The 15,013-nt window shown below is 68.5% G+C and carries 19 protein-coding genes; 3 read left to right on the top strand and 16 right to left on the bottom strand.

Annotated features, from left to right (window positions below; all coding sequences use genetic code 11):
* Nucleotides 1–10: 10 nt before the first annotated feature.
* The 8 genes from pal to ybgC form a co-directional block, all read right to left on the bottom strand.
* Nucleotides 11–517 carry a peptidoglycan-associated lipoprotein Pal gene (gene pal / locus SJY11_RS07815; protein WP_376986032.1) on the bottom strand — a complete coding sequence of 169 codons (507 nt, stop codon included), beginning with the start codon at nt 515–517 and terminating at the stop codon, nt 11–13.
* A 210-nt stretch (nt 518–727) separates the two neighbouring features.
* Entirely contained in the window at nt 728–2,032 is a 1,305-nt protein-coding gene (tolB, locus tag SJY11_RS07810) for a Tol-Pal system beta propeller repeat protein TolB (RefSeq protein ID WP_376989273.1), read from the bottom strand.
* Nucleotides 2,033–2,091: 59 nt separating this feature from the next.
* Nucleotides 2,092–3,288: a cell envelope integrity protein TolA gene (gene tolA / locus SJY11_RS07805; protein WP_376986031.1), complete on the bottom strand. Its 1,197-nt coding sequence runs from the start codon at nt 3,286–3,288 to the stop codon at nt 2,092–2,094.
* Between the two features lie 28 nt (nt 3,289–3,316).
* Nucleotides 3,317–3,763, bottom strand: coding sequence for an ExbD/TolR family protein (locus SJY11_RS07800; RefSeq protein ID WP_376986030.1), 447 nt, complete (start codon nt 3,761–3,763; stop codon nt 3,317–3,319).
* 12 nt (nt 3,764–3,775) lie between these two features.
* Complete coding sequence (tolQ, locus tag SJY11_RS07795) at nt 3,776–4,486, bottom strand: protein TolQ (RefSeq protein WP_376986029.1); 711 nt, start codon at nt 4,484–4,486, stop codon at nt 3,776–3,778.
* Nucleotides 4,487–4,810: 324 nt separating this feature from the next.
* On the bottom strand, nt 4,811–5,251 hold the full coding sequence (locus tag SJY11_RS07790; RefSeq protein ID WP_376986028.1) for a DUF2852 domain-containing protein: 441 nt from the start codon (nt 5,249–5,251) through the stop codon (nt 4,811–4,813).
* Nucleotides 5,252–5,349: 98 nt separating this feature from the next.
* Nucleotides 5,350–5,997 carry a TetR/AcrR family transcriptional regulator gene (locus SJY11_RS07785; RefSeq protein WP_376986027.1) on the bottom strand — a complete coding sequence of 216 codons (648 nt, stop codon included), beginning with the start codon at nt 5,995–5,997 and terminating at the stop codon, nt 5,350–5,352.
* A gap of 41 nt (nt 5,998–6,038) precedes the next feature.
* Nucleotides 6,039–6,443, bottom strand: a complete 405-nt coding sequence (gene ybgC / locus SJY11_RS07780) for a tol-pal system-associated acyl-CoA thioesterase (protein ID WP_376986026.1) — start codon at nt 6,441–6,443, stop codon at nt 6,039–6,041.
* A gap of 150 nt (nt 6,444–6,593) precedes the next feature.
* Here ybgC and SJY11_RS07775 point away from each other — a divergent pair, with 150 nt between their 5' ends.
* Nucleotides 6,594–7,100, top strand: coding sequence for a hypothetical protein (locus SJY11_RS07775; RefSeq protein WP_376986025.1), 507 nt, complete (start codon nt 6,594–6,596; stop codon nt 7,098–7,100).
* A 37-nt stretch (nt 7,101–7,137) separates the two neighbouring features.
* Here SJY11_RS07775 and SJY11_RS07770 read toward each other — a convergent pair whose 3' ends face one another.
* The 6 genes from SJY11_RS07770 to ruvC all read right to left on the bottom strand — a co-directional run bounded on the left by SJY11_RS07770 (nt 7,138) and on the right by ruvC (nt 10,646).
* Nucleotides 7,138–7,698 (bottom strand): DUF3828 domain-containing protein, encoded by a 561-nt coding sequence (locus tag SJY11_RS07770; RefSeq protein ID WP_376986024.1) that lies wholly within the window; start codon nt 7,696–7,698, stop codon nt 7,138–7,140.
* Between the two features lie 5 nt (nt 7,699–7,703).
* Nucleotides 7,704–8,000 (bottom strand): type II toxin-antitoxin system RelE/ParE family toxin, encoded by a 297-nt coding sequence (locus tag SJY11_RS07765; protein WP_376986023.1) that lies wholly within the window; start codon nt 7,998–8,000, stop codon nt 7,704–7,706.
* Complete coding sequence (locus SJY11_RS07760; RefSeq protein WP_376986022.1) at nt 7,990–8,256, bottom strand: ribbon-helix-helix domain-containing protein; 267 nt, start codon at nt 8,254–8,256, stop codon at nt 7,990–7,992. Before SJY11_RS07760 ends, SJY11_RS07765 begins: the two co-directional genes overlap by 11 nt.
* Nucleotides 8,257–8,307: 51 nt before the next feature.
* Nucleotides 8,308–9,354 (bottom strand): Holliday junction branch migration DNA helicase RuvB, encoded by a 1,047-nt coding sequence (ruvB, locus tag SJY11_RS07755; RefSeq protein WP_376986021.1) that lies wholly within the window; start codon nt 9,352–9,354, stop codon nt 8,308–8,310.
* Nucleotides 9,351–9,968, bottom strand: coding sequence for a Holliday junction branch migration protein RuvA (ruvA, locus tag SJY11_RS07750; RefSeq protein WP_376986020.1), 618 nt, complete (start codon nt 9,966–9,968; stop codon nt 9,351–9,353). The genes ruvB and ruvA overlap by 4 nt, the downstream gene beginning before the upstream one ends.
* Before the next feature lie 165 nt (nt 9,969–10,133).
* Complete coding sequence (ruvC, locus tag SJY11_RS07745; protein ID WP_376986019.1) at nt 10,134–10,646, bottom strand: crossover junction endodeoxyribonuclease RuvC; 513 nt, start codon at nt 10,644–10,646, stop codon at nt 10,134–10,136.
* A 189-nt stretch (nt 10,647–10,835) separates the two neighbouring features.
* Between ruvC and SJY11_RS07740 the strand changes: the two genes are divergently transcribed.
* Nucleotides 10,836–11,615, top strand: coding sequence for a sulfite exporter TauE/SafE family protein (locus tag SJY11_RS07740; RefSeq protein WP_376986018.1), 780 nt, complete (start codon nt 10,836–10,838; stop codon nt 11,613–11,615).
* A gap of 105 nt (nt 11,616–11,720) precedes the next feature.
* Here the strand turns inward: SJY11_RS07740 and SJY11_RS07735 are convergent, their stop codons facing one another.
* On the bottom strand, nt 11,721–12,464 hold the full coding sequence (locus tag SJY11_RS07735; RefSeq protein ID WP_376986017.1) for a YebC/PmpR family DNA-binding transcriptional regulator: 744 nt from the start codon (nt 12,462–12,464) through the stop codon (nt 11,721–11,723).
* Between the two features lie 245 nt (nt 12,465–12,709).
* On the opposite strand from SJY11_RS07735, the gene SJY11_RS07730 reads away from it, so the two are divergent.
* On the top strand, nt 12,710–14,071 hold the full coding sequence (locus SJY11_RS07730; protein WP_376986016.1) for a methyl-accepting chemotaxis protein: 1,362 nt from the start codon (nt 12,710–12,712) through the stop codon (nt 14,069–14,071).
* Nucleotides 14,072–14,090: 19 nt separating this feature from the next.
* Here the strand turns inward: SJY11_RS07730 and SJY11_RS07725 are convergent, their stop codons facing one another.
* The gene (locus tag SJY11_RS07725) at nt 14,091–14,915 is read right to left on the bottom strand and encodes a TIGR00282 family metallophosphoesterase (RefSeq protein ID WP_376986015.1); all 825 of its coding nucleotides are present in this window, start codon (nt 14,913–14,915) and stop codon (nt 14,091–14,093) included.
* Between the last annotated feature and the right edge of the window lie 98 nt (nt 14,916–15,013).

The following is a 15,013-nucleotide window of genomic DNA, read 5'->3' as shown; positions in this document are numbered from 1 at the left end:
GCTGTCTGCGTCAGACGCCGCCGGCGGCACCGTCGAGCACCGTCACCGAGCGACGGTTCTGCGACCAGCAGGAGATGTCGTTGCAGACCGCGACGGGGCGCTCCTTGCCATAGGAGACGATGCGCATGCGGTTGCCCTGGATGCCGCGCGAGGCGAGGTAGTCGCGCACGGTCTGGGCGCGGCGTGCCGAAAGCGAGAAGTTGTATTCGCGCGTGCCGCGCTCGTCGGCATGGCCCTCGACCACGAAGGTGTAGCGCGGGTAGCGTTGCAGCCAGGCCGACTGCTTGTCGAGCGTCGCGACCGCCGTCGGGGTTAGGTCGGTCGAATCGGTCTCGAAGAAGACGCGGTCGCCGACATTGACGACGAAGTCCTGGGCGCTGCCCGGGGTCGCCGCGCCACCGGCGCCGAAGCCGTCGGCGTTCTGGTTGTTGTTGGCGCAGGCGCCGAGCGCCAGCGAGGCGGCGATGGCGGCGGCGAAGCGGACGGCGCGGCCGCCGGCGAAGAGAGTGGCGAACATGGGGAGCTCCGGGGCGTTCGGTTTGTGCGAGGCGCGTCTCACGGACGGATGATGATCATTGGGGCTGGAATGCGCTTCATCGCATCAATGAAGCGTCAACCTAAACGAGACCTTGCCAGAACAAGGCGAAGTGGCGGCATTGCGGCGTAGGGTTAAGCAAATCTCACCAACGACCGGTTTCGGCGCGTTGTGGCGCATTTGCACCGGCCCTCAGCGCGCCGCCGTCAGCAGCGGCGACCAAGTCGGGTCGGAGGCGAAGGCCGGCGTCGGCACCGGCGCTTCGACGCGGCCGGTGATGTCCACCATGTAGAGCTTGCCGCCGGACTGCCCGCCCGGGTCGCGGAAGAACATCAGATACTGGCCGTTGGGCGCCCAGTTCGGCGCTTCGTTATGGAAGCCCTCGGTCAGCAGCCGCTCACCCGAGCCGTCCGGGCGCATCACGCCGATGGCGAACCCGCCACCGCCGCGCTTGGTGAAGGCGATCAGGTCGCCCCGCGGCGACCAGGACGGCTGCGAATAGGAGCCCTGGCCGAAGGACAGGCGCTTGCCCTCACCGCCGCCCGCGCCCATCAGATAAAGCTGCTGCGAGCCGCCGCGGTCGCTCTCGAAGACGATTTGCGTGCCATCCGGCGAATAGGAGGGCGAGGTATCGATCGCCCCGGTCGAGGTCAGCCGCATCGTGGTGCGAGAGCCGATATCGATCGCATAGAGATTGGCGTTGCCGCCCTGCTGCAGGCTGAGCGCGATGCGCGCACCGTTGGGCGCAAAGCGCGGGCTCGAGGTCATGTCGGGGAAATTGCCGACGATTTGGCGCTGGCCCGTCTCGATGTTGAGGACATGCACGCGCGGCTGCTCGCCGAGCCGTTGCGACATGTAGGTCACCTCCTGCGAAACCGGCGAATAGCGCGGCGTCACCACCGAGACGGAGCCGTCGGTCAGAAAGCGCACATTGGCGCCGTCCTGGTCCATGATCGCCAGGCGCTTGCGGCGGTTCTCTTTCGGGCCGGACTCGTCGACGAAGACGACGCGGGTGTCGAAGAAGCCGCCGACCCCGGTGATCTTGGTGTAGATCGCGTCCGAGATGATGTGGCCGACGCGGCGCGCATTGTTGGGGTCGGTGAAATACTGCTGGCCGTCGGTCTGCGTGCCGGTCGTCACGTCCCAGAGCCGGAACTCGGCCTTGATCCGCCCCGAGCCGTCGCGCGAGACCCGCCCCGTCACCAGCGCCTGCACACCCGCCGCCTTCCAGGAGCCGAACTCGGGTACAGCGTCGAAGGGCGGGTTCCTGTCGGGATGGCGCGCCTTGTCGATCGGCGCGAAATAGCCGCAGCGCTTCAGGTTGTTGCTGACCACGCCCGAGACCAGGACCCCGCCCTCGCCGCCGAAATCGGCGATCGCGATCGGCAGCGGCTGGAACGTGCCCCCGCGAAGATCGATGACGAGTTCGGCCCGGGCTGTCGCAGGCTTCAAGGATACCGCGGCGGGCACGAGCAGCGAGGCACCCGCCAGCGCCATCAGGCGCCGGCGCGTCGGCATGGCCGACAGGAGCGGAAGAGGATTGCGGTCGATCAGGGTCACAGCACGTCCCTTGCGTCGAAATTGACGATGACGTCGCGCCAGTCGTCGTAATAGGCGGCGAATTGAGCCGGAATGCGCAAAGGCGCGCAGCGGCGGGTGGCGGTCAGGGCCGAGCTGGCCGCGACGGAAAACAGCGGATCGGAGGAGGAGTTCACCACGCCGGGCTGCCCGAGCAGGGAGCCGTCCGCGGCGAGCTTCATGCGCACCTGCGGCACCACCGCCCCGCGCGCATTGGCGAGCGCGATCGGCACGTTCCAGCACTTCATCAGCTGGTCCTGGATGATGCCGATGAGCTGGCCGCGCAGCGAGGGGCTGAGCTTCTGCGAGGAGCCGCGCTCGGTTCCCAGCGAAGCCGTGCGGTTGACCTGGGGCGCGGCCGAGCCGGTGGATTGCGCCCGCTCCTTGGACTGCAGCAGCTTCGAGATGTCGCTCGGATTGAAGTTCTTGGCGATCTCCATCTCGCGCCTGGCCTTGGCCTCGGCCTCCTGCTTGGCCTTGGCGGCGGCGGCGATCTTGGCCTTGGCCTCGGCTTCGGCCTTTGCCTTGGCAGCGGCCTCCACCTTCTCCTTCGCGGCCTTCTCGGCCTCGGCCTTGGCCAGCGCCTCGGCCTTCGCCTTGGCGGCGGCTTCGGCACGGGCATTCGCCTCGGCTTCCGCCTTGGCCTTGGCCGCGGCCCTTGCGGCCTCCTCCGCCTGCTTCGCCTTGCTCGCGAGTTCGGCCTCTTCGGCAAGCTTCGCCAGTTCCTCGCGCTTCTGTTCGGCGATCTCGGCCGCGCTCGGCCCGCTCTTCTGCGGCGGCTGCTTGACCGGTTCCGGCGGCTTCACATCGGGCTTGGGCAGATTGGCCACCCGCGAGGGTGGCAGCGGCGCGGCGGCATTGTCCTCGGCGGTCTTGAGTTCGGCCGGGCGGCTCGGCGGCGCCGGCGCATCCTGCTTGGCCTCGCCCTCCTCTTTGCGCTCGACGATCTCGGCCTGGCGCTCGGCCCGCTGGAGCGGCTGCTCCTGCACCTTCTCGGCCTTGCGCTCGCCACGCGTGACCTGGTTCAGGGCGCTGGCGTCGACCATCTCGACGGCGATCGCCTCCTCGTTGTCCGGCAGCGGCGCAGGCGAGGAGAACGCAAGCAGCCCCGCGACGAGAAACGTCGCGTGGCCGAGCGCCGACACCACCATGCCCGGTTCGGAGGAGAGCTTCACCGTGTCCGAATCCTCGATTCCATCCTGATCAGCGGGCCGGCTCGGTGACGAGCGCGACCCGCTTGAATCCCGCCGAGGTGATCGTCGACATCACCGAGGCGACCCGGCCGTAATCCACCATCCGGTCGCCGCGAACATAGATGCGCTCGTCGAAGCCCTGCCTCGCCAGCCCCTGCAGCTTGGTGACGAGATCCGGCTCCAAAGTTGGCTGGTCCTGCAGGAAGATCTGGCCCTTGCCGTCGATGGCGATGGTGATCGGCTTCTGGTCGACATTGATCGGCTTGGCGCCGGTCTGCGGCAGGTCGAGCGGCACGCCCGTCGCGATCAGCGGCGCCGCGACCATGAAGATGATCAGCAGGACGAGCATGACGTCGATGAACGGCGTCATGTTGATCTCGGCGATGGCGCCGTGCCTGCGACTGCGGCGGCCGCGCCGGCCGCCGGACTTCGCCCCTGATGCTGCGGACATACCCATGGTTTCAGCCCCTCACGCCGCCAGCCGCTCGTCGATCTGCCGCGACAGGATCGCGGAGAACTCGTCGGCGAAGGCTTCCAGCCGGCTCGAGGCCTTGGCCACCTCGGACTGCAGCTTGTTGTAGGCCATCAGCGCGGGGATCGCGGCAAACAGGCCGATCGCGGTGGCAAACAGCGCCTCGGCAATGCCCGGCGCCACGACGGCAAGCGAGGAATTCTTGGAGACGGCGATGGCGGTGAAGGAGTGCATGATGCCCCAGACCGTGCCGAAAAGGCCGATGAACGGCGCGGCCGACGCGATCGTCGACAGCACCAGAAGCTTGGATTCGAGCCGCTCGGTTTCGCGCTGGATGGTGACGTCGAGCACCTTGTCGATGCGCTGCGACAGGCTGGCGACGGAGCGCCCGCCATTCTCGAAGGAGCGCTTCCATTCCCGCATCGCCGCGACGAACACGGCCGACATGTCGGAGACCGGCTTGGCGGCGAGTTCGCGGTAGAGCTCTTCCAGAGAGCGGCCCGACCAGAACACCTCCTCGAAGGCGTCCATCTCCTTGCGGGTGCGGCGGTAGAGCAACGTCTTGTCGATGATGATCGACCAGCACCAGATCGACGCGCCGATCAGGCCGAGCATCACGAGCTTGACGACGATGTGGGCGTGCCAGAACAGGGTCCAGAACGACATGTCGATCTGCGGCGCGGCCTGCGCGACGTCGGCGGGGTTCATCCTGTCATCCTCTTGCACGGGCGGCTCCGGCCGGTCGCCCGGCCAACGCCCCGCCACACGCGCCGCGAGCCTCCCCGCGACGCCGCCCGATTTGCGATCCGGGGAAATGCCGTGGCCCCTCAATCGCCTTTGAATCCGGCGAAAGATGGGCGCAAAGGGGGTTTCCTGCGAAACGCATGCGCGCGACCGAGTTAAGCCTCCAGCAAGGTTAATGCCGGGTATACGCATGACCGGCGCGGCGGCGGCGAACGGTCTCCGGACATGAAAGCGCCCGCCCCGGTTTCCCGGGACGGGCGCTTCGATTCGTGACCAGCGAGGGGAGCTTCAGCCGGCGCTGGCCTGCGGCTCGGGGTTGTCGCCGCGGCGGGCGGCCATGAACTGGTCGAACTCCGCCTTGTCGCGGGCCATGCGCAGCCGGCCCAGGAAGTCCTGGAACTCCTTCTGCTCGTCCTCAAGGCGCCGCAGCGTCTCGGCGCGGTATTCGTCGAAGGCGCGGTTGCCGCTGGACGGCCCGCCGCCCCAGCCGCCGCCGAAGCCGCCCTGACGGCCGCCCATGCGTTCCTTCAGGCGCTCCATCTTGCTCTGCAGACGATTCATCCTGTGTTCGTAGCGGTCGGCACCGCTCATTCCGCAACCCATGCGTCCACTCCAGAACAGAAAGGCCAGGGTCGCCAGACCCAGAGGCCAGAACACGACGAAGCCGAGAACCGCGAAGGCGATCCAGGCTCCCTTCCCATATTCATCGAGCTTCTCGACGATCGGCATTGGTCCCTCACCATGACAGAGCGTGAATGTAAATCACATTTACATAAATGGGGGACAGCGATCGGCTTGTCAAGATCGCACCGGCCGGACTTGCAGGCTCAGCCCTTGCCGCGACCGAGACCGAGCCCCTGCAGATAGATCAGCATGCCGGCCTCGAGCAGCTCGGCCGCCGACATCGGCAGCGGCCGCCGCCCACCATCGGCCCGGCCGAACAGCGCGGCGACGCCATGCGACATCGACCAGACATGCAGCGCCATCATCAGCGCCGGCGGGCGGTTGCCGGCGGGCAGTCGCGCGATCAGCGCCTCAGAGGCCGCGCGCAGATTCTGGAAGGCGCGGTCGGCCGCCGCGCGCAGTTCCGGGCTGGCATCGAGCGGCACGCCCGCTTCGAACATCGCCGCGTAATAGGCCGGCTCGTCATGGGCGAAGGCGAGATAGGCCCGGCCGAGCCGGTGAAAGGCGGCCTCGGGATCGGGGCGCCCCTGGTCCCAGGCCCGCGCCAGCGCCGCCTCGAAGACGACGAAGCCGCGCGTCGCGACATCGGCCAGAAGCTCGTCGCGATCGCGGAAATGCCGGTAGGGCGCGGCCGGGCTGACCCCAGCGAGGCGCGCGGCTTCGGCAAAGGTGAAGCCGTTGGGGCCTTTCTCGCGGATCAGGCCCAGCGCGGCCCGCACCAGTTCTTCCTTGAGGTTGCCATGGTGATAGCCGCGCGGAAGGGCCTCGGGCTTGTCGCGTTTCCAGCTCATGTGACGAGCGCTAACATGGCGCCGCGGGCGCGTCGATCAGCTCAATCCTCGATCCCCAGGCGCCGCCGCAAGCCGTCGGGAATGCGCCGCGCCCGGCCTCCGCCGACGCAGGCGACCTTGACCTGCGCCGTGACCAGCACGTCCTCGCCGCGCAGCACCCGCTGCTCGAGATCCATCGTCGCGCCACGCGCGGCGACCGAGCGCGTCTCGATCGTCAGCAGGTCGTCCATCACCGCGGGCTTCAGGAAATCGATCGTCATGCGGCGGACGGCGAAGCCCAGCGCCGTCTCGCCGTCGAACAATTCGCGCTGCTCGACCCCGAGCGCCCGAATCAGTTCCGTGCGACCGCGCTCCATGAAGCGCAGATAGGAGGCGTGGTAGACCACACCGGAGAAATCCGTGTCCTCGTAATAGACGCGGACGGTGAGGCTGTGGGAGGCGGTCATGGCAACGCGGGATGAGCGACGGGAGGGCGGAGCTTTAAAGCGCCCGGGAGCGGCCGCATAGGGGCAGCGGACGGTCCGCAGCCCCGGGAACACCACCGCGCGGTGAGTGTTGAGTCTGGAGCGCAGAACCACAAGAAAAGGACCGCCCGCATGTCGCTCTCGACCAAGCAATTGAAGCGCGTTCTCGACAAGGACGAATGGGACCTGATGGCGCGCACCCGCAGCCATGCCATCGGCGATGTGCCGGATGCGGACCTGCGCGATCTGGCGTCGGGTCTGCGCGGCCGCCGCGACAAGGCCCGCGACATCGCGCGCCGGCAGCGTCGCGAAATCCGTGGCAAGGTTGCGCCGCAGGGAGCAGCCGCCGCTTCGGACGATTCCGGCACCAAGGCCAAGGCCGATGCGCTCACCGTCGCCCTCAAGCGCGTCGGCGCCGAGCAGACCCGCCGGGCGGAGAAGCTGCGCCAGCCGAGCCAGCGTTCGCTCGCCCGCAAGGCCATGGCCATGAAGATGCGCAAGGAAGCGCTGAAGCGCCCGGCGACCCGCACCCCCGACGAAGGCATGCAGCCGATCGTCAACCGCAGGGCGGCACCATCCGGCGCCCTCGAGCATGCCGGCCAGCACCCGGCCATGCAGCGCGCCAAATTCGCGCGTTGAGCCGACCCTGTTTCAACGAGCCAGCCTCTGCGAGCGCTCAGCGCTTGCAGGGCTTTCTCATGAAGGAGCCGCACTCATAGGGCTGCGACAGCAGATCGCGCACCGCATAGTCCTGGCCCTCGACGCGGTTGACGATGTCGTCGATCTTCCAAGTCCCGCTTTCCTCGACCATGCGGAAGCGCACGCTGACCGGCTGCCTGAAGCTGCGGAAGGAGGCGGTGACGAGCGCCTTGCAGTTGGCCGGCTTCTCGGTGACCGTGACCTTGAGGTTCTTCACCTCGCCGTCCTGTCCGCTGAGGAAGGGGTCGGCCCCGAGATGTCCCATCTCGCCGGCTTCATCCTGGTAGAGCTCATCGCGCGCGAACAAGCCGGCGAGCGCGCGGCTCATCAGCCTGTCACGGTGCGGCTTCTGCCAGGGCGCCGGCTGCGCCGCGCCGCCGGAGCCAGCGAGTTGGCGGGTGGTGATGGCATAGGCCTCGCGCACCGGAGCCTCGGGACCGGCGGGGGCGGCGACGGCACCGGCTGAGAGCGTCGCGGCGATGCTCAAAGCGGCCGTTGCGACCAGCCATTGCGACACCGACCGTCTCGTTTGGTTCATATCGTTCAGCTCTCCATCAACGCGGCATAGTCCTGCCCGCCATACAGCACACGCACGATCCTGACGCGGTCTCCGAGGACGCGATAAGCGATCACGGCCCGGCGGTAGGGTAGAATGCGCAGTCCGGGCGAAAGGTCGGCCCGCTCGACACCCATCTCGGGAAAGAAGCGCAACTGCAGGCATTGGCGCTCGATCGCGGCCACCCATCGGCGCGCCGCCGGCAAATTGTCCCGGGCGATATAGCGAAGAATGGCCTCGAGGTCGGACCGTGCCCGTCCCGAATAGACCAGATCAAGCGGCATTCGGGCCTTGTCTCTGCAGCGACGCGGCAACGCGGTCGAGATGGTCCCGGATCTCGTCCGGCGTCACATCCGTCGGGTCCGCATCACCTTCGGCGATCTTGGCGCGCAATTCGTCGAGCGTCGCGGAGCGCGCCTGCTCGCGGGCGATCCAGGGAGCCATGGCGGCTCGCAGCACCTCCTCGGGGCTGGCGAAGTCGCCACTCTCGACCCGGGCCATTACCAGCTCCGCGATATCAGGGGGAAGCTTCACTGCCATCGCCCGGCCCTCCTGCCTGCGAAGATAAGGCCGTGGCGGCGATCCGCCAACTCACGCCTCCTCGTCCCCGAACAGCCCGAACTGCGCCGCCTCGCGGCTGGGCTCGGGCATGCCGAGATGCCGGAAGGCGTGCGGCGTCAGGATGCGGCCGCGGGGCGTGCGCTGAATGAAGCCCTGCTGGAGGAGGAAGGGTTCGATGATCTCCTCGATCGCGTCGCGCGGCTCCGAGAGCGAGGCGGCGATCGTCTCGATCCCGACCGGCCCGCCGCCGAAATTGATCGCCACCGTCGTGAGATAGCGCCGGTCCATCTGGTCGAGGCCGATCGGATCGACATCGAGCAGCTTCAGCGCCTTGTCGGCGACCTTGCGCGTCACGATGGCATCGCCGTCGACGATGGCGAAGTCGCGCACCCGCCGCAGCAGCCGCCCCGCAATGCGCGGCGTGCCGCGCGAGCGCTTGGCGATCTCGTTCGCGCCATCATCCGACATCGGCACGCCGAGCACCCGCGCCCCGCGCGCGACGATGCCCTGCAACTCCTCGACGGTGTAGAACTGCAAGCGGATCGGGATGCCGAAGCGGTCCCGCAGCGGCGTCGTCAGCAGGCCGGCGCGGGTGGTGGCGCCCACCAGCGTGAACTTCGGCAGGTCGATCTTCACCGAGCGGGCGGCGGGCCCCTCGCCGATGATCAGGTCGAGCTGGTAGTCCTCCATCGCCGGATAGAGGATTTCCTCGACCGCCGGGTTGAGCCGGTGGATCTCGTCGATGAAGAGCACGTCGCGCTCCTCAAGATTGGTGAGCTGCGCCGCGAGATCGCCGGCCTTGGCGATGACCGGCCCGGAGGTCGAGCGGAAATTGACGCCCAGTTCCCGCGCCACGATCTGCGCCAGCGTCGTCTTGCCGAGCCCGGGCGGGCCGACGAACAGCACATGGTCGAGCGCATCGCCGCGGCTCTTGGCCGCCTCGATGAAGACCTGGAGATTGGCCCGCGCCGCCGCCTGGCCGGTGAAATCCGACAGCGAGAGCGGCCGCAGCGACGACTCGGCGTCGTCGTCGCGCTTCTCGGCGGAGAGCAGGCCGGGGCGTTTGGTGTCGCTCACTTCGCCAGCTCCCGCAGGCCCAGCTTGATCAGCTGTGCCGTGCCGGCGCCCTCGCCCGCCTCACGCGCGGCGGCCGCGACCGCAGCCACGGCCTGAGCCTGCGGATAGCCGAGATTGCTCAGCGCCGAGACGGCGTCCGCCACCGGTTGCGGCAGCTTCCTGTCGGCGAGCGCGCCGGCGAGCTGCGCGACGCCCGGATCGACATGGCCGAAGGCCGGCGCCTTGTCCTTCAGCTCGGCGCAGAGGCGTTGCGCCAGCTTGGGGCCGACGCCGGGCGCGCGCGCCACCGCCGCCTTGTCGCCGGTGGCGATGGCGGTGGCCAGCGCGCCGGGCTCGAAGGTTGAGAGGATGGCGAGCGCGACCTTGGCGCCGACGCCCTGCACCATCTGCATCAGCCGGAACCAGTCCCGCTCATTGTCGGAGAGAAAGCCATAGAGCCGGATCGCATCCTCGCGCACATGCGTCTCGATCGACAGCACCGCCGCCTCGCCCGGCTTCGCCAGCCGCTGCAGCGTCCGCGACGAGCACTGCACGACATAGCCGACGCCCTGCACGTCGAGGATGACATGATCCTCGCCATAGGAATCGACGATCCCCTTGAGCTTCCCGATCATCGCGCCACACCTCTGCCCGTCATCCTGGGCTTCGCGCAGCGAAGTCCCGGAATCCATCCTAGAGCGCAGAAGCCCTTCGATGAATCCCGGATCTGCGCGGCTTCGCCGCTTATCCAGGATGACGCAGAGGATGTCGCAATCTGCCAGTGCGTCATGACCACGTGCTCACCCCACCCGCATCTGCGCGACCAGCGCGCGCATGCCGCGATGCTGGGCGTGGCAGATTGCCACCGCCAGCGCGTCCGACGCATCGGCCGAGCGCGTCTCCGCCTTGGGCAGCAGCACGCGGATCATCATCTGGACCTGTTTCTTGTCGGCATGGCCGACGCCGACCACCGTCTTCTTGACGAGGTTGGCGGCATACTCCGCCACATCCAGCCCCGCCAGTGCCGGCACGACCAGCGCGACGCCGCGCGCCTGGCCGAGCTTCAACGCCGATTGCGGATCGCGGTTGACGAAGGTCTCCTCGACCGCGACCTCGTCGGGCGCATGCGCGTGCACGACGCGGCTGAGCCCGTCATAGAGCTGGCGCAGCCGCTCCGCCAGCGACAGCCCGGCCTCGCTCTCGACGCAGCCGCAGGCGACGAAGCCGATCTTGCTGCCCTCCGAGACGATGACGCCCCAGCCCGTCTTCCGGAGGCCGGGATCGATGCCGAGAATGCGAATCGGTGGGTTCATGTCGGGCGCAGCCTAAACCTTGGACACGCTTTGTTCCATGTGGCGTCCTAAGGATTCCTTCCTCCTCCACACCGTCGATGAACGGCGCGCATCGGTCGCATCACAGCGACGGGGGTTGTCCCGGCGCCCGCTTGGCTGTTGGTGCGAGGCATAACGCCTCGCAAAACCCTGCGCTTCCCCTCGGACGGCATGACCGATCTCCTGGCCTTCCTGTTTCCCGCCGTCTCGGCGAGCGGGCTCGCCGTCCTGCTGCTGGCGACGCTGCTCGGCGGGCTCGTGCGCGGCTTCACCGGCTTCGGCTTCGCCATGGTGTTCATGCCGCTGGCCTCGATGGTGATCGGCCCGGTCGCGGCGCTCGCCCTGATCTGGTGCATCGACGCGCCCTTCGCCCTGCCGATCGCGCTGCGCAACGCCAAACACGCCGAATGGCGCGAGGTGGCGCCGCTGCTGCTGACCGCGACCCTGGCGCTGCCGGCCGGCATCTGGCTGCTGATCTGGCTCGACCGGGAGACGATGCGCTGGATCCTCGCCGGGCTGATCTTCGCCGCCGTGGCGCTGATGGCGTCGGGCTGGCGCTATCACGGCCGGCCGGGCGTGCCGCTTTCGCTCGGCGTCGGCGTTCTCTCGGGGCTGTTCAACGGCATGGCCTCGATCGGCGGCATGCCGCTCGCCGTGTTCTGGCTCGGCGCCCAGCGCAACGACCGCCACAAGACCCGCGCCAATCTGCAGACCTTCTTCGGCTGCTCGACGCTGATCTCAGGCACGGTGCTGTGGTGGAATGGTATTCTGACCGTGTCGGCGCTGCTGATGGCGCTGCCGCTCTTTGCCGCCTATGGCGCCGGCATGTGGGCCGGCACCCACGGCTTCCGCCTCGCCGACGAGGCCACCTTCCGCCGCATCGCCTATGCGGTGATCTTCCTGAGCGCGCTGGTCAGCCTGCCGCTGTGGGATGGGTTCGTGGGGCGGTAGGAGGCACCTCACCCGTCATTGCGAGCATAGCGAAGCAATCCAGGGGCAACACGCAATCCGTCTGGATTGCTTCGCTATGCTCGCAATGACGGTGAGGCACAATCCTCAGCCTAGCTTCGCCATCACCTCGTCGGAGATCTCGTAATTGGCGAAGACGTTCTGGACGTCGTCGTCATTGTCGAGCGCTTCCATCAGCCGCATCATCGACGCCGCCTTCTCCTCGTCGAGCGGGGCCGAGGTCGTCGGCCGCCAGACCGGCTTGGCCGAGGCCGGCGCTCCCAGCGCGGCTTCGAGCGCCTTCGACACCTCGTTCAGCGCATCGAAGGCGCACAGGATGGTGTGGCCGGTCTCGTCGGAGATGACGTCGTCGGCCCCGGCCTCGATCGCCGCCTCCATCAGCTTGTCGGCATCGCCGGCCTCCGGCGGATAGGCGATCTCGCCGACGCGGTTGAACATGAACGAGACCGAGTTGCTCTCGCCCATCGCACCGCCCGACTTGGTGAAGTAGGAGCGCACGGCCGATGCGGTGCGGTTGCGGTTGTCGGTCAGCGCCTCGACGATGACGGCCGCCCCGCCCGGGCCATAGCCCTCGTAGCGGACCTCGTCGTAGTTGTCGCCCTCGCCGCCGGCGGCCTTGTTGATGGCGCGCTGGATGTTGTCCTTGGGCATGTTCTCGGCGCGCGCGGCCAGCACCGCCATGCGCAGGCGCGGGTTCATCGCGGGGTCGGGCATGCCCATCTTGGCCGCGACGGTGATTTCGCGCCCGAGCTTCGAGAACAGCTTGGCCCGCACGGCATCCTGCTTGCCCTTGCGGTGCATGATGTTCTTGAACTGGGAATGACCGGCCATGGAACCCGAACCTCTGCTGCCTTTTCGTATTTCCGGCGCCGCCGGAAGGGCATCGAGCGTCCCCGGCGGGCAGACCGGCCTTATAGGCGCCGCCTTTGCCGCCGCGCAAGCGAGGGCACTCGCCGCTGACTGGGAATGTGTCGGCATTTGCCCGATCGCGGCAACCCGACGTTAAGTCATCGGGCTCCATACCAGAGACGCGACGGGCCGCTTTCGGCTCGTGCCAGCCTACCCTTCGGACACCGATGACCACCGACTCCAGCAAGCTCGTCGCAGAGCAGGAAGCACGCTTTCGCGCTTTCCAGATCGACGATGCGGACATCGCCGCCTTGCGCCCCTATGGCGACTTCGCCCGCTCCCGATTGCCCGCCCTCCTGGATGAGATGCAGAGCGCGCTCGCGCCCTGGCCCGAGACCGCGCGGGCCTTCGAGATCGCCGAGGTCAGGACGCTGCGGCTCGCGCATTGGACGAGGCTCGCCGCTGGCGAACTCAGGGACGGCTTTCTCGAGTCGGCCCATCGTCTCGCCTCCGCCTTCCACCGCCACGACGTGCCCGCCTATGGCATCGCCATCGATCATGCGCTCGTCACGCACCGGATCGGGACCGAGCTCGGGCTCGACCGGCAGGCCCTGCAGACGCTCGGCTGGTGGAAGAGCAGGGAGCGCAACCGGCGCATCGCCTCCCGCTCCGCCCTGAACAAGAGTGCCGCCTTCGATCTGGAACTGCTGCTGGAGACCTATGCCCGCATCCAGCATGAGGCGCGCGAGTTGACCCGCAGCGAGATCGACGGCTTCCAGGCCAGGGTGCGCCGGGTCGTGGACGCTGTCAGCAGCGGCGCCCGCCGGGTCGAGACGCTGGCGGCGACGATGAATGCGGTCGTCAAGGACACAGGCGGACAGGCCGTCATCGCGGCACGCGCGTCAGATGAAGCCTCGGTCAACGTCCAGAGCGTCGCCAGCGCGGCCGGAGAGCTGTCGGCATCGCTCAACCATGTCGCCGTCGAGGTGACGCGCGCTGCCAGCATGGCTCATAGCGCCAACGCGGCGGCGACCAAGACCGACGTCATCGTCAAGAGCCTGGCCGCCTCCGCCCAGACCATCGGCTCGATCGTCGAGATGATCCGCGACATCGCAGCCCAGACCAACCTGCTCGCCCTCAATGCGACGATCGAGGCGGCGCGCGCCGGTGAGGCCGGGCGGGGCTTCGCCGTCGTCGCCACCGAGGTCAAGCAGCTCTCGGCGCGCACCGCCCAGGCGACCGATGAGATCGCCGCCCAGGTGCCCGCCATGCAGTCGGCGACGCGCGAGGCCGTCGAGGCGATCGACAGCATCGTCGCCTTCGTCGGCCAGATGCACAACACCACCGCGACCGTCGCGAGCGCGCTCGAGCAGCAGCGCTGTGCCACGCAGGAGATCGCCCGCAGCGTCGATCTCGCGGCGGTGGGGACGCAGGAGGTCGCGCAGACCGTCTGCGGCGTCAGCGATCTGGCCGCCACGGCCGGCACCAGCGTCGGCGAGGTGCTCGCTCTCGCCGGCACGCTGGCCGAGGAGGCCGCGTCGCTCGCGGCCGCCTTCGAGGGCCTGGTGCAGCGCGCCAACGGCGCCTGAGGCGGCGACGGAAGAGGCTTCAGGCCTCGTCCCAGGGCGGCGCCGACGGCGCCAGATGCGGCCCGATCCGGACCGGAAACACCGCCTTGGCGAGCCCTGTCCCGTCGTCGATCTCGACCGCGAGGCCTGACAGCGTCCCCGGCCCGCTGGCGGCTTCCAGGCGGGCGCCCGGCGTCTTCTGCAGGAAGCGCCGGATCGGCTCGTCCTTCTGCATGCCGAGCACGGAATCATAGTCGCCGCACATGCCGGCATCGGAGAGATAGGCCGTGCCGCCCGGCAGGATGCGCGCATCGGCGGTGGGCACATGGGTGTGCGTACCGACCACCAAACTCGCGCGGCCGTCGAGAAAATAGCCCGCCGCCTGCTTCTCGCTGGTCGCTTCCGCATGAAAGTCGACGATCACCGCGTCCGCCACCTCGCCCAGCGGGCAGGCGGACAATTCCCGCTCGAGCGCCTGGAAAGGGTCGTCGAGCGCTTCCATGTAGATGCGGCCCATGACGTTGACGACCAGCACCCGCGCACCGTTGCGCGCCTCGATTACCGCCGCGCCGCGCCCGGGCGTGCCCTTGGGATAATTGGCCGGCCGCACCAGCCGGTCCTGCCGCTCGATGAAGACGAGCGCCTCGCGCTGGTCCCAGGAGTGGTTGCCGAGCGTCACCGCATCGGCACCCGCCGCCAACAGCTCGTCGCAGATCGCCTCGGTGATGCCGAAGCCGCCGGCGGCGTTCTCGCCATTGATGACGACGCAGTCGAGCTTCCACTGCTCGCGCAGCCGCGGCAGGCGCTCCTGCACCGCGACCCGCCCGGGGCGGCCAACGACATCACCGAGGAAGAGAAAGCGCATGGGAAGGGTCCGAAGGCGGAAGACGCTTCTCCGTCGCGCGAAAGCGGCCGGGAATCAACCGCGGCGGTTGGGAGCACGACTCTGGCCCGCACGCCTGC

The organism is Allobosea sp. R86505, assembly GCF_042466375.1.
Lineage (GTDB): Bacteria > Pseudomonadota > Alphaproteobacteria > Rhizobiales > Beijerinckiaceae > Allobosea.
This window is presented reverse-complemented; position numbering and strand designations above follow the sequence as displayed.

What these genes read in the sequence shown, in the direction of transcription:
- pal (WP_376986032.1), bottom strand. Translation starts at nt 517, where the DNA reads ATGTTCGCCACTCTCTTCGCCGGCGGCCGCGCCGTCCGCTTCGCCGCC.
- tolB (WP_376989273.1), bottom strand. Translation starts at nt 2,032, where the DNA reads ATGGCGCTGGCGGGTGCCTCGCTGCTCGTGCCCGCCGCGGTATCCTTG.
- SJY11_RS07800 (WP_376986030.1), bottom strand. Translation starts at nt 3,763, where the DNA reads ATGGGTATGTCCGCAGCATCAGGGGCGAAGTCCGGCGGCCGGCGCGGC.
- tolQ (WP_376986029.1), bottom strand. Translation starts at nt 4,486, where the DNA reads ATGAACCCCGCCGACGTCGCGCAGGCCGCGCCGCAGATCGACATGTCG.
- SJY11_RS07790 (WP_376986028.1), bottom strand. Translation starts at nt 5,251, where the DNA reads ATGCCGATCGTCGAGAAGCTCGATGAATATGGGAAGGGAGCCTGGATC.
- SJY11_RS07785 (WP_376986027.1), bottom strand. Translation starts at nt 5,997, where the DNA reads ATGAGCTGGAAACGCGACAAGCCCGAGGCCCTTCCGCGCGGCTATCAC.
- ybgC (WP_376986026.1), bottom strand. Translation starts at nt 6,443, where the DNA reads ATGACCGCCTCCCACAGCCTCACCGTCCGCGTCTATTACGAGGACACG.
- SJY11_RS07775 (WP_376986025.1), top strand. Translation starts at nt 6,594, where the DNA reads ATGTCGCTCTCGACCAAGCAATTGAAGCGCGTTCTCGACAAGGACGAA.
- SJY11_RS07770 (WP_376986024.1), bottom strand. Translation starts at nt 7,698, where the DNA reads ATGAACCAAACGAGACGGTCGGTGTCGCAATGGCTGGTCGCAACGGCC.
- SJY11_RS07765 (WP_376986023.1), bottom strand. Translation starts at nt 8,000, where the DNA reads ATGCCGCTTGATCTGGTCTATTCGGGACGGGCACGGTCCGACCTCGAG.
- SJY11_RS07760 (WP_376986022.1), bottom strand. Translation starts at nt 8,256, where the DNA reads ATGGCAGTGAAGCTTCCCCCTGATATCGCGGAGCTGGTAATGGCCCGG.
- ruvA (WP_376986020.1), bottom strand. Translation starts at nt 9,968, where the DNA reads ATGATCGGGAAGCTCAAGGGGATCGTCGATTCCTATGGCGAGGATCAT.
- ruvC (WP_376986019.1), bottom strand. Translation starts at nt 10,646, where the DNA reads ATGAACCCACCGATTCGCATTCTCGGCATCGATCCCGGCCTCCGGAAG.
- SJY11_RS07740 (WP_376986018.1), top strand. Translation starts at nt 10,836, where the DNA reads ATGACCGATCTCCTGGCCTTCCTGTTTCCCGCCGTCTCGGCGAGCGGG.
- SJY11_RS07735 (WP_376986017.1), bottom strand. Translation starts at nt 12,464, where the DNA reads ATGGCCGGTCATTCCCAGTTCAAGAACATCATGCACCGCAAGGGCAAG.
- SJY11_RS07730 (WP_376986016.1), top strand. Translation starts at nt 12,710, where the DNA reads ATGACCACCGACTCCAGCAAGCTCGTCGCAGAGCAGGAAGCACGCTTT.
- SJY11_RS07725 (WP_376986015.1), bottom strand. Translation starts at nt 14,915, where the DNA reads ATGCGCTTTCTCTTCCTCGGTGATGTCGTTGGCCGCCCCGGGCGGGTC.